This window comes from Staphylococcus sp. HMSC070D05 (assembly GCF_001815595.1).
Classification (GTDB): Bacteria; Bacillota; Bacilli; order Staphylococcales; family Staphylococcaceae; genus Staphylococcus; species Staphylococcus hominis.
In genome coordinates, this window is the sequence record NZ_KV821138.1 from 59,404 (window position 1) to 70,644 (window position 11,241).

10 protein-coding genes are annotated in these 11,241 nt (G+C 32.4%); 4 read left to right on the top strand and 6 right to left on the bottom strand.

All coding sequences use genetic code 11. The features are described 5' to 3' along the window. The coding region (locus HMPREF3046_RS06465; RefSeq protein WP_070718018.1) for a glucose-6-phosphate isomerase at window positions 1-890 on the bottom strand (890 nt) is incomplete at its 3' end. A gap of 324 nt (window positions 891-1,214) precedes the next feature. Here HMPREF3046_RS06465 and HMPREF3046_RS06470 point away from each other — a divergent pair. The 3 genes from HMPREF3046_RS06470 (at window position 1,215) to HMPREF3046_RS06480 (ending at window position 5,267) form a co-directional block, all read left to right on the top strand. After that, window positions 1,215-2,417, top strand: coding sequence for an argininosuccinate synthase (locus HMPREF3046_RS06470; protein WP_070717713.1), 1,203 nt, complete (start codon window positions 1,215-1,217; stop codon window positions 2,415-2,417). After that, the gene (gene argH, locus HMPREF3046_RS06475) at window positions 2,410-3,789 is read left to right on the top strand and encodes an argininosuccinate lyase (RefSeq protein WP_070717716.1); all 1,380 of its coding nucleotides are present in this window, start codon (window positions 2,410-2,412) and stop codon (window positions 3,787-3,789) included. Before HMPREF3046_RS06470 ends, argH begins: the two co-directional genes overlap by 8 nt. Window positions 3,790-4,244: 455 nt before the next feature. Further along, on the top strand, window positions 4,245-5,267 hold the full coding sequence (locus tag HMPREF3046_RS06480) for a glycerophosphodiester phosphodiesterase (protein WP_371093791.1): 1,023 nt from the start codon (window positions 4,245-4,247) through the stop codon (window positions 5,265-5,267). A gap of 88 nt (window positions 5,268-5,355) precedes the next feature. On the opposite strand, the gene HMPREF3046_RS06485 is transcribed toward HMPREF3046_RS06480, so the two are convergent. The 5 genes from HMPREF3046_RS06485 to HMPREF3046_RS06505 form a co-directional block, all read right to left on the bottom strand. Beyond that, window positions 5,356-6,600, bottom strand: a complete 1,245-nt coding sequence (locus tag HMPREF3046_RS06485; protein WP_070717726.1) for a Glu/Leu/Phe/Val family dehydrogenase — start codon at window positions 6,598-6,600, stop codon at window positions 5,356-5,358. 102 nt (window positions 6,601-6,702) lie between these two features. Beyond that, window positions 6,703-7,893, bottom strand: a complete 1,191-nt coding sequence (locus tag HMPREF3046_RS06490) for an ornithine--oxo-acid transaminase (protein WP_070717729.1) — start codon at window positions 7,891-7,893, stop codon at window positions 6,703-6,705. 268 nt (window positions 7,894-8,161) lie between these two features. Further along, window positions 8,162-9,289, bottom strand: coding sequence for an NADH-dependent flavin oxidoreductase (locus HMPREF3046_RS06495; protein ID WP_070717732.1), 1,128 nt, complete (start codon window positions 9,287-9,289; stop codon window positions 8,162-8,164). Window positions 9,290-9,463: 174 nt separating this feature from the next. Beyond that, window positions 9,464-9,847, bottom strand: coding sequence for a S1 domain-containing post-transcriptional regulator Ygs (ygs, locus tag HMPREF3046_RS06500; RefSeq protein ID WP_002455545.1), 384 nt, complete (start codon window positions 9,845-9,847; stop codon window positions 9,464-9,466). Window positions 9,848-10,073: 226 nt separating this feature from the next. Further along, a complete protein-coding gene (locus HMPREF3046_RS06505) occupies window positions 10,074-10,676 on the bottom strand; it encodes a peptidylprolyl isomerase (RefSeq protein ID WP_002455546.1) in 603 nt (200 codons plus the stop codon). A 68-nt stretch (window positions 10,677-10,744) separates the two neighbouring features. Here HMPREF3046_RS06505 and kapB point away from each other — a divergent pair, with 68 nt between their 5' ends. After that, a complete protein-coding gene (gene kapB, locus HMPREF3046_RS06510) occupies window positions 10,745-11,125 on the top strand; it encodes a sporulation phosphorelay system protein KapB (RefSeq protein ID WP_049437460.1) in 381 nt (126 codons plus the stop codon). Window positions 11,126-11,241: the final 116 nt, after the last annotated feature.

The following is an 11,241-nucleotide window of genomic DNA, read 5'->3' on the forward strand; positions in this document are numbered from 1 at the left end:
GAAGGATAAATACCTTTAAAGTCTTTACCTTCAGATTCACCGTATAACTGTTTCCACCATTCATTAAAGTACTGCATAGATGGTTCGTAGTTAATTAACATCTCAGTTGTATAACCTTTACTATAAAGAACATTTCGAATTGTTGCATATTGATATGCAATATTCTCTTCTAAATTTTCAGATGATAGTTCTTTACGAGCTTTATTTGCCCCATTCATAATTCCTTCAATATCAATACCTGCAGTTGCAATCGGTAATAATCCTACCGCAGTTAATACTGAATAACGACCACCTACATCATCAGGTACAACAAATGTTTCATAACTTTCATTATCTGCTAATTGTTTCAATGCACCTTTTGCTTTATCAGTTGTAGCAAAAATACGTTTTTTCGCTTCATCTTTACCATATTTTTCTTCAACTAATTGTTTAAACAATCTAAATGCTACAGCAGGCTCAGTAGTTGTTCCTGATTTAGAAATAACATTTACTGAAAAGTCTTTATCAGACAAGTAATTCACTAATTCTTGTGTATAACTTGAAGATAAGTGATTTCCTACAAATACAATTTCAGGATATTCTGTACTGTTACGGAAAGATGACGTAAGCATTTCAATTGCAGCACGTGCACCTAAATATGAACCGCCAATTCCAATAACTACTAATACATCTGAATTTGATTGAATATGTTTTGCAGCTTTTTGAATTCTAGAAAACTCTTCTTTATCGTAATCTTCAGGTAAATTTACCCAACCTAAAAAGTCGCTTCCAGCACCTGTACCTTCATGAATCGTTTTATGAATTGTTTTTACAATGTCTTTTTGTTGATCAAGTTCATGTTGACCAAAAAACTCTAACGTTTTGCCATAATCTAATTGAATATGAGTCATTTATAAATCCTCCAATATTTATGAATTAGTTTCATTTTACTAACTTTAAGTTATCTATTCAATGAACAAGTTCAATTATTCAAAAAATAACCTGCTTTTTTATAGAATCATTGAATTACTTTACCTTGTAATGAATACATAATTGAAACAGCAATCAACACTTTATTTGTAGTAATATTCAATAAATATAGAAATAACAATAGATAATTAATTATATTTCAATTATTTTATTTTGTATAAATATGTAAAAAAATGGTTTTATTTTCATAAACAATCTGTTAGGATAGAATTATATTAATTTTCAGAAAAATTTGAGGTGACAATATGAAAGATAAAATTGTTTTAGCTTATTCAGGTGGATTAGATACTAGTGTAGCTGTTAAATGGCTTATAGATAAAGGGTATGATGTCGTGGCAGTATGTTTAGATGTTGGCGAAGGTAAAGATTTAGATGTTGTTTATTCTAAAGCATTAGACATGGGCGCCATCGAATGTCATATTGTTGATGCAACTAAGGAATTTAGTGAAGATTATGTAAGTTATGCAATAAAAGGAAATTTAATGTATGAAAATAGTTATCCTTTAGTATCTGCGCTTTCAAGACCGTTAATAGCGAAGAAATTAGTAGAGATTGCTGAACAAACCAAGTCAATTGGTATTGCACATGGTTGTACTGGTAAAGGTAATGATCAAGTACGTTTTGAAGTAGCAATTAAAGCACTTAACCCTAATTTGAAGACATTTGCTCCTGTTAGAGAGTGGGGATGGAGTCGTGAAGAAGAAATCGACTATGCAATCAAACATGGTATTCCTGTAGGTATTAATCATGATTCACCTTATTCCATCGATCAAAATTTATGGGGCCGTGCAAATGAATGTGGTATTTTAGAAGACCCATATGCTGCTCCACCGAAAGATGCCTATGATTTAACTGCTGAATTAGAGGATACACCAGATACACCAGATGAAATTATCTTATCATTTAAAAATGGTGTTCCTGTTCAACTTAACCATAAAGACTATGATTTAGATCAGCTAATTCTAACATTAAATGATTTAGCTGGTAAACATGGTATCGGACGTATCGATCACGTAGAGAATCGTTTAGTTGGTATAAAATCACGTGAAGTATATGAAACGCCAGGTGCTGAAGTTATATTAAAAGCTCATAAGTCTTTAGAAACATTGACATTAACTAAAGATGTGGCACATTTTAAACCAGTCATTGAAAAACAATTTGCTGAACAAACATATAATGGTTTATGGTTCTCACCTTTAACAGACAGTCTAAAGCAATTCATCGATAGCACTCAACAATACGTTGAAGGAGATGTCAGAGTTAAATTATTTAAAGGTAATGCTATTGTTAATGGTAGAAAATCACCTTATACACTTTATGATGAAAAGTTAGCAACTTATACTAAAGAAGATGCTTTTGATCAATCAGCTGCAGTCGGCTTTATCGATATTTATGGACTACCAACACAAGTAAATGCTTATTTACATGGAGGTTATAATAATGAGTAATAAAGCATGGGGAGGTCGTTTTCAACAACAACCTGAAGAGTGGGTAGATGAGTTTAATGCTTCTATTGATTTTGACCAAACGCTTTTAGATGAGGATATTCAAGGTAGCATTGCACATGCAACAATGCTTGCACATCAAAACATTATTTCTGAAGAAGAAAAAAATGCTATTGTAAAAGGTTTGAAAGATATACAGGCAGATTTTCATAACCATAATATTAAATTTAAACATGCTTTAGAAGATATACATTTAAATATCGAACATGAACTGATACAACGCATTGGAGATCCAGGTGGCAAGTTACACACAGGTCGTAGCAGAAATGATCAAGTAGCAACAGACTTACATCTCTATGTAAAAAAACAAGTCATTGAGATTCAAGCACTCATTCGTTCATTCCAAGATGCTATTTTAACTCTAGCAAAATCTCATGTAGACACGATTATGCCAGGCTATACGCACTTACAACGTGCTCAACCTATTTCTTTCGCTCATCACATCATGACATATTTTTGGATGTTGGAAAGAGATTATACACGTTTTGCAGATAGTTTAAAACGTATTGATATATCTCCTCTTGGCGCTGCAGCATTAAGTGGCACTACGCATCCTATCGATAGACATAAAACTCAAAAATTACTTGGTTTTGAATATATTTATGAAAATAGTCTTGATGCAGTGAGTGATCGTGATTACATTATTGAAACATTGCATAATATATCATTAACAATGACTCACCTATCACGTTTTGCGGAAGAAATTATTTTTTGGTCTACGGATGAAGCGAAATTTATTACACTATCTGATGCATTTTCTACTGGTTCATCTATTATGCCTCAAAAGAAAAATCCAGATATGGCTGAACTCATTCGTGGTAAAGTTGGACGTACGACAGGACATTTAATGAGTATGCTTGTAACATTGAAAGGCTTGCCTCTTGCATATAATAAAGACTTACAAGAGGATAAAGAAGGTTTATTTGATTCAGTTCGTACGATTAAAGGTTCATTACGTATTTTTGAAGGTATGCTTAATACGTTAACAGTTAATACAAATCGTTTAAATGAAACTGTACATCAAGATTTTTCTAATGCAACAGAACTTGCAGATTATTTAGTAGCCAAGAATGTACCGTTTAGAACAGCACATGAAATTGTAGGAAAAATTGTCTTTGAATGTATTCAACAAGGTATCTATTTGTTAGATGTACCATTTGAACGTTATCAAGAATTAAATGATAAAATCGAAGAAGATGTATATGATTACTTAAAACCAACAAATTGTTTAAATAGAAGAAAAAGTTATGGCTCTACAGGCCAAGACGCTGTGCGTCATCAATTAAACGTTGCAGAAAATATTTTAAAACAATAATGAATACTATTATTAAGTGACTATGAATTGAATAAATAAGATTCTAATAAACTATCTACTTGAGAAATGAGTCTAAATCGATTAATCGTTTTATACGAAGGGGTTTGATTTTGTGAAAATCACATTACTTGTGAGAATAAGTAATGAAGTTTCCTTGGGTAGAGTAAGTTAAGTCATGTTAGACTCTTTGTATATAAGGCACCTCGTTAATTTAGTTTAGTGAAGTTTATTAAATTATACGAAAGGGCCTTATTTTTTTAGTGTTTCAATGTAAAATGACGCATAAAGACAAAATATTTGGGCTAGACTCATTTTTTAGTTAAATTTAATTATTTTAACTTTCTCTATATTTATTGTTAATAAATTAATAGTTTTGCTAAAATTTTGAAAAAATTCTTCTAAAAATTTCTTCTCTTTGCTAAAGTTTTAATGTATTTTTAAACTGAATTGAGAGGATGAGTTTTTTGAAGATTTCTAAAAAAGTAATGATATCTAGTTTAGCAATCGCCACTATCGGTTTAGTAACATTACATAATCCAGTAAAAGCACATAATAACCCTAACAACCATGGCACTGCTTCTAATTCTGCTGTAGCACATCAACAGTCTAATCAATCACAAAATAAATATACGTCAGTAGCGATTAGTAAACATCGTAATCAAGATCATTCGAATTGGATGACTAACTTAACTGGAGAACGTTTTACGACTATTGCTCATAGAGGTGCAAGTGGCTATGCGCCAGAACATACGTTTTATGCATATGATAAAAGTCATAATGAGTTAGGGGCGTCGTACATTGAATTAGACTTACAACGTACAAAAGATGGACAATTTGTAGCAATGCATGACGAAACCGTTGATCGTACAACAAACGGTACAAGTCGTGTCGAAGACTATACACTCGCACAACTTAAACAACTAGATGCTGGGTCATGGTTTAACAATGCTCACCCTGAATATGCGAAACCAGAATATAAAAATGCTAAAGTCCCTACTCTAGATGAAATTTTATCTCGCTACGGTACAAAGGCTAATTATTATATTGAAACTAAAAATCCTAATGTATATCCAGGTATGGAAGAACAACTACTTGAAACATTAAAGAAACATCACATGTTAACTGGTAACTCTTTAAATCAAGGACATATATTCATTCAATCTTTCTCAGAAGAAAGTTTACAAAAAATGCACCAATTAGATTCAAGAGTACCACTGATTCGATTACTTGATAAAAATAAATTGCAACAACAAAGTGAAGCGGATTTACAACATATTCGCTCATACGCGATAGGTGTCGGTCCAGATTATACTACTTTAAACGCTGAAAACACTAAGCATTTAAAAGATTTAGGATTTCTAATTCATCCTTATACAGTGAATGAAACTGCAGATATGCAACGTTTAAACCAATATGGTGTTGACGGTCTATTTACAAATTTTGCTGATAAATATAAAGCGACTATCCCAAACGAGTGATTTTATTAATTAAATCATTCTAGAAAAAATCTCCCAATGACGAGTATATATTTCTCATCATTGGGAGTTTCATTTTTAATAGTTATATTTACGCCCATCCACGATAGCGTGCTGCTTCAGCGGTACGTTTAATTCCTACGATATAAGCTGCCAATCTCATATCAATTTTTCTATTTTTTGCTAATTCATAAATAGTATCAAATGCCTCGATTAATTTTTTCCGTAATTTTTCATTTACTTCATCTTCTGACCAGTAGTAACCTTGGTTGTTTTGTACCCATTCAAAATAAGATACGGTCACACCACCTGCACTTGCTAATACATCCGGTACAAGTAAAATATCACGTTCAGTTAAAATACGTGTAGCTTCTGGAGTAGTTGGTCCATTTGCCGCTTCCACAACAATATCCGCTTTAATATCGTGTGCATTATCTTCTGTGATTTGATTTGAAATTGCAGCCGGTACTAAAATATCACAATCAAGTTCGAATAATTCTTTATTTGAAATTGTATCTTCAAATAAGTTAGTTACAGTACCAAAACTATCACGACGATCTAGTAAGTAATCGATATCTAAGCCATTAGGATCATGTAATGCACCGTATGCGTCTGAAATACCGACTACTTTAGCACCCATATCATTTAAAAATTTAGCTAAGAAACTTCCCGCGTTCCCAAAACCTTGAATCACAATACGTGACCCTTTAATTTCTTTTCCTCTACGCTTAGCAGCTTGTTCAATAGCAATCACTACACCAAGAGCAGTAGAACGATCACGTCCTTGTGAGCCACCTAAGACAATTGGCTTACCAGTAATAAAACCAGGAGAATTAAACTTATCTAAAGCACTATATTCATCCATCATCCAAGCCATAATTTGAGAATTTGTAAACACATCTGGAGCAGGAATATCTTTAGTTGGTCCTACAAATTGAGAAATCGCACGTACATATCCTCGTGATAAACGTTCTACTTCATGAATACTCATTTGACGTGGATCACATACTATACCACCTTTACCTCCGCCATAAGGTAAGTTGACAATGCCACATTTTAAAGTCATCCACATTGATAATGCTTTGACTTCTTCTTCATCTACATCAGGATGGAAACGAACGCCACCTTTAGTAGGACCTACAGCGTCATTATGTTGTGCACGATACCCAGTAAATGTTTTAACTGTACCATCATCCATGCGTACTGGAATACGTACTTGCAAGAATCTTAATGGTTCTTTAATTAAATCATACATACCATCATCAAATCCCAATTTATGCAATGCTTCTTTAATAATGTTTTGTGTAGAAGTCACTAAATTATTATTCTCAGTCATAATCACTTTCGCCTCTTTTTTTCACAAATGTTTTCGCTTTCATAAGTATTGTAACACGCCTATACTTTTTAAAGAAATTAAATCATGCCCTATTACGTCTATTTACTCAAATACACTTCTAATTCGATTTAATGCTTCATCTATTTCTTCTTTAGTAATAATCAAAGGTGGTGCAAAACGAATTACTGTATCATGGGTTTCTTTACATATTAAACCTTTTTCTTTCAACGCTTCACAAAATGGTCTTGCACTTTCGTGTAATTCCATACCAATGAATAACCCGCGTCCACGAACTTCTTTAATTGCAGGGTGATTAATCTTTTGTAATTCTGTTTTAAAATATTCACCTAGTTCATTTGAATGTTCTGGTAAATTTTCATCAATAATGACATCTAAAGCCGCAATTGACACTGCACAAGCAAGCGGATTGCCACCAAAAGTAGAACCATGAGACCCAGGTGTAAATACATCAAGCACCTCATTATCTGCTAATACAACTGAAATTGGTAAGACGCCTCCACCAAGTGCTTTACCCAAAATATATAAATCTGGCTTAACATTATCCCAATCACATGCAAATAATTTTCCCGATCGTCCTAATCCAGCTTGAATTTCATCAGCGATAAACAAAATATTATGTTCATCACATAAATCTCTAATGGTTTTCAAATAACCTTCTGGAGGAATATTAATACCTGCTTCGCCTTGAATAGGTTCAACTAAAACAGCTGCTGTATTTTCATTAATTGCTTCTTTTAATTGTGCTTCATTACCAAAGTTAACTTTACGAAAACCCTCTAGTAAAGGACCATATCCACGTTGATATTCAGCTTCAGATGATAAAGACACAGGGGCCATTGTACGACCATGGAAGTTCCCATTAAATGCAATAATCTCAGCTTGATTTGATTCAATACCTTTAACGTCATAGGCCCAACGACGCGCAGCTTTTAATGCTGTTTCAACTGCTTCAGCACCTGTATTCATTGGTAGTGCTTTATCTTTACCAGCTAATTTACAAATTTTTTCGTACCATTCCCCTAAATTATCACTATGAAAAGCACGAGAGACAAGTGTCACTTTATCAGCTTGATGTTTTAATGCTTGAATAATTTTTGGATGACGATGACCTTGGTTAACTGCTGAATATGCCGATAACATATCTATATATTTATTACCTTCTGGATCAGTAACCCAAATTCCCTCTGCTTCTGAAACAACAATTGGTAGCGGCACATAGTTATGAGCACCGTAATGGTTTGTTAGTTCAATAATTTTTTCAGATTTAGTCATAATATCTCCCCTTTGCTTATTGTTATATTAAAACTAATCACTATATTTACTGGCTTTCGAAATTCTATTTTAAAACATTAAAATCTCTCTAACTCCATAAATGAAAGCCCTTACAAAAATAATGACATATCCCCTTGACATTTTACAAGTAAATTATTTCTATTATCTAAAATTTTGATATAAACTTTTTTCTCTTAATAAAAAAAGGTAGTGGACAAAATTCACTATGAATTCTGTCTCACTACCATACTATTTCATATTTCATTAATTATTTATCTTTACGAGGTAACGGATAAAATCCTTTATTAAATTGTTCCCATAAATTTGGTGGTAACGCATGTTTATCTTCACGATTTGGATCAAAGTACGAGATAATTTCCTCTTCTTTACCCTCTTCAATTTTATTGATAAAGTTATAATCTAGAAGAATTCCACGACCTAATGCTACGAGTTCAATGTCTGTCGATTCTACTGCATCTAAAGCATCATCAGCAGTAAATACAGAACCTATACCAATGACTGGCATACGTCCATCTACCCATTGATGGATAAGTTTTAGACGTTCTTCTCCTTCATATTTACCCTCACGTGTTTTTGAGTGGATATCCATAATTGAAATATGAACATAGTCAATCGCTTTTTTTGTAATTGTTTTAATTAATTTTTCTGTGTGTTCCATTGAAATACCAGGTGATTCTGCTTCTTCTGGTGATAATCTATAACCTACAATAAAATCTTTATTTGCATAAGTTTCTTTAACTTTTAATACTTCATCAATCACTGCGAGTGGGAATTTTAAATGGTCTCCCCATTCATCTTCACGACGATTATAGTATGGAGAGAAGAATTGATGAATTAAGTAATGGTTCGCTCCATGTATTTCTACGCCGTCAAATCCAGCTTCAATGGCGCGACGTGTAGCTTCACCGAAATCTTTAATTGTTTGTTCGATTTCTTCAGTAGTGATTTCTCTTGCATGATGTTCCTGTTGTTGACCAAAACTTTTCATTGAAACGGGGCTTGGTGCTACAACATCTCCATTAGGAGTCAATTCAGGTAAAGCTTGTGCACCACCATGATGAATTTGGACTAATGCTTTTGCGCCATTTTTCTTCATCGCTGTCGCTAAGCGTTTTAAACCTTCGATATCTGAATCATGTGCTACAGATGGTTGGCCTGGGAAGGCTTTACCAATATCATTTACATTACTTGCAGCATTAATTGCAAGACCTACATCTTTTGCACGTTTTTCAATGTAAGAAATTTCGACATCTGAAATGGTACCATCATCATTTGAAGATGTATGTGTTAAAGGTGCAAGTACAAAGCGATTTCTTAATGATACACTATTTGGTAATGTAACAGTTTCAAATAATTTTTTATATTTATTATTCATAAGTAATCCCTTTCTAAATCTTTTAGTTTTATTATTTTTAAACTATAACATGAACGTTTTTATGTCTCTACTTTTATGCTTCTATGCATTAATCATCTTTTTATATTTGGTAATATATTAACATAATAAAAAACGTTACTTAAAAAAGTAACGTTTTAACGTATTAACAGTCATTCAATTATTATTACGAATTGCACGTTTAGACTGCTTAATCCAGACCGGTAGGCGTTCTTCAAGCGTTTGAAACCCATACTTTTCTGTCTCTTTAATTTCATCTAATACAGACTGTTTTTCTTTTTTTCGTTCATAATTCTTAAAGTAATCATTATCCTTAAGTGACAAATTAAGCTTTCCTTCATCGTCTATAGAAAGAATTTTAGCTTTTACAATTTGACCTTCTGATAGAAATTTTTTTAGATTATGGACGTAATCATCCATAATCTCTGAAATATGGATAAGTCCTTCAGTATGGTCAGGGGTCTCAACAAAAGCGCCATACGGTTGAATTCCAGTCACACGCACTTTAATATGCTGACCTTCTTTATAGTGAGTATTCAACTTGATAACCCCTTATTTCGTTTTTCTTAACATATTAATAATAGCATAAATCCCATACTTGGACTAATGATAAACTAATAAAAAATTAATTTCTTTAGAAATTTATATTTCTTCTTCCTAAATTTACATTAAAAAGTTCGTTTTTAATAAAAAAGATGAGCGTAAATGTCTTATTTAAAACAGTTTATGCTCACCTATTTTTATTTAATGATATTTCATTGACGAGTTAAGCTTTTTTGTCTTCTACATCAATCGATTCAATAACAACATCATGTACGGGCTTATCTTGTGCCCCTACTTTAGTATTTGCAATATCTTCTAATGTAGTTTCACCATCGATTAATTGACCAAACACAGTATGTTTTTGATCTAACCAAGGTGTTCCACCTTTGTCTGCATAAGCTTTAGCAATTGGTTCAGGCCAACCGCCATCAACAAGCTGATTAAGCATTGTATCTGGTACTTCTTTCATTTGAACGACAAAGAATTGTGAACCATTTGTATTTGGACCAGCATTTGCCATTGAAAGTGCACCATATAAATTAAATGCTTCTAATGAAAACTCATCCTCAAATGAACCTCCATAAATACTTTCTCCTCCCATACCAGTAGCAGTAGGATCTCCACCTTGAATCATAAAATCATTAATGACACGATGGAATGTAATGCCGTCATAATATCCATTTTTTGCATGTGTCACAAAATTTTCAACTGTTTTTGGAGCAATCTCAGGAAACAGTTTAAATGTCATATCTCCTTTATTTGTATGCATGATTACTTTAATTTCATTATCTTGTATTTCTTTATTTAACTGTGGATAGTTAGTCATTTAAATTCTCCATTCATGTTATGATGATATAGATACATAATAACATATTTGAAAGGAAGTAATATAGCATGTTATATCGATTCTCTCATAAGACAGGTGCCTATGGTGTAACGATTAAAGAAGATAACAATCATCAAGTTTTAGTACAAATTGAACAAGTCATTAAACATCCTAAACAAGGAGATTTACATCATCCTGGTGAAACTGAAGGTGTTTTTTTTCATGAAAGACGTGCTTTAAGCCATTATGAAAAACGTTATGCAACACGTTCACAATTGAGAGATTTTAATGTAGAAGAAATGAAATATGAAGATTCTTTACAACAAGCGATTACTAAAATGGAAAACGAATTAAAACAACAACACACAGAATACGCAAAATTGGCATTAGACAATTTAAACAGTCTAAAAAAAGACTATTCTATCCAATATAAACAAAATTTTTTCTAGTTAATTTTACGTCTTTCTTCCTATTTAACAAGATAAGTAAAATTGCTGACTTTACGTCTTTTCACAGTTTTTCAGAATAAATTGATTCATGTATAATAAAATTTATAACAATTTTT